Raw genomic sequence first — 1,343 nt, forward strand, 5'->3', positions numbered from 1 at the left:
CTGCCTGCGTATTCGTACTTGATCGTACGTGATACTTTCTTGTTGAGCTTAGCTGGGTCTGTAATCTTCTCTGTACCTTGACGAAGAGTAACGGTGAAGGTTTGATCCTTCTTATCGTCATTATCGAAGGTCTTAGGTCCCTTGAACTCATCGTTCACCACTTCGTAGCCCTTGTCTGTCAATTCTTTCAGACGAGCTGCGTAGTTGGTTGTACCGATTGGCTCACCTGACTTACCGCTTTCAACGACCTTACCAACTTCCTTGTTGTTATCATCTTGGTCTACGAAGGTGATAATCGCTTTTTGACCATCTTTAACGTAGTTGATTGGTGTATCCTGAGTTGGATCACTTGGAATTGGTGGTGGGTTGTAACCCTTGCTTGGATCGCTCGGATCTTTCGGTGTCAATGGTGTTGTGCCATCTGGGCCTACTGGTGTAGTGCCTGGTACATCTGGTACCACTGGAAGATCAGTACCTGGTTTCGTTGGATCTGTTGGATCATTTGGATATGGAAGATTTGGAACTTTTGGAAGTCCATCTGGTACATTTGGTACGTATGAACCAAGTTTCTTGTATTGTACAACTTCTTCGCTGTTAGCGTCGCCAGCTTTCACTGTCTTCGCTGCGACATTGGCCTTGTCTGCCACAAATCCAGTCACAACTGGTGTAGCTTCTTGAGCCAATTCTTTCGTAGCTGGTGTCCATGCGCCGAAGGTTTCAACGCCAGTTACACGGTTACGTTCACCTGTACGTGTGAAGGCTGCTTCTTGAGTCACAGGAGCTTTCAGAGCTGGACGACCCGCTGTCTCACCATCTGCGTATTGATACTTGATGGTACGAGTAACCTTGCTATTCAATTTAGCTGGGTCTGTAATTGGCTCTTTACCTTGACGAAGAGTAACCACAAATTGTTGGTCCTTCTTATCATCGTTATCGAAGGTCTTAGGTCCCTTGAACTCATCGTTCACCACTTCGTAGCCCTTGTCTGTCAATTCTTTCAGACGAGTTGCGTAGTTAGTAGTTCCGATTGGCTCACCTGACTTACCGCTTTCAACGACCTTACCAACTTCCTTGTTGTTATCATCTTGGTCTACGAATGTGATAATCGCTTTTTGACCATCTTTAACGTAGTTGATTGGTGTATCCTGAGTTGGATCACTTGGAATTGGTGGTGGGTTGTAACCCTTGCTTGGATCGCTCGGATCTTTCGGTGTCAATGGTGTTGTGCCATCTGGGCCGACTGGTGTTGTGCCTGGTACATCTGGTACAACTGGAAGATCAGTTCCTGGTTTTGTTGGATCTGTTGGATTGTTTGGATATGGAAGGTTTGGTACTTTTGGAAG

At 45.9% G+C, this 1,343-nt stretch carries 1 protein-coding gene; it reads right to left on the reverse strand.

What is annotated here, in order from left to right:
• Positions 1-1,343, reverse strand: a 1,343-nt coding sequence (locus D8793_RS11975) for a mucin-binding protein (RefSeq protein WP_446677596.1), incomplete at both ends; no start/stop codon positions are given.

The organism is Streptococcus cristatus, assembly GCF_003943465.1.
In the GTDB taxonomy this organism is placed as follows: domain Bacteria; phylum Bacillota; class Bacilli; order Lactobacillales; family Streptococcaceae; genus Streptococcus; species Streptococcus cristatus_C.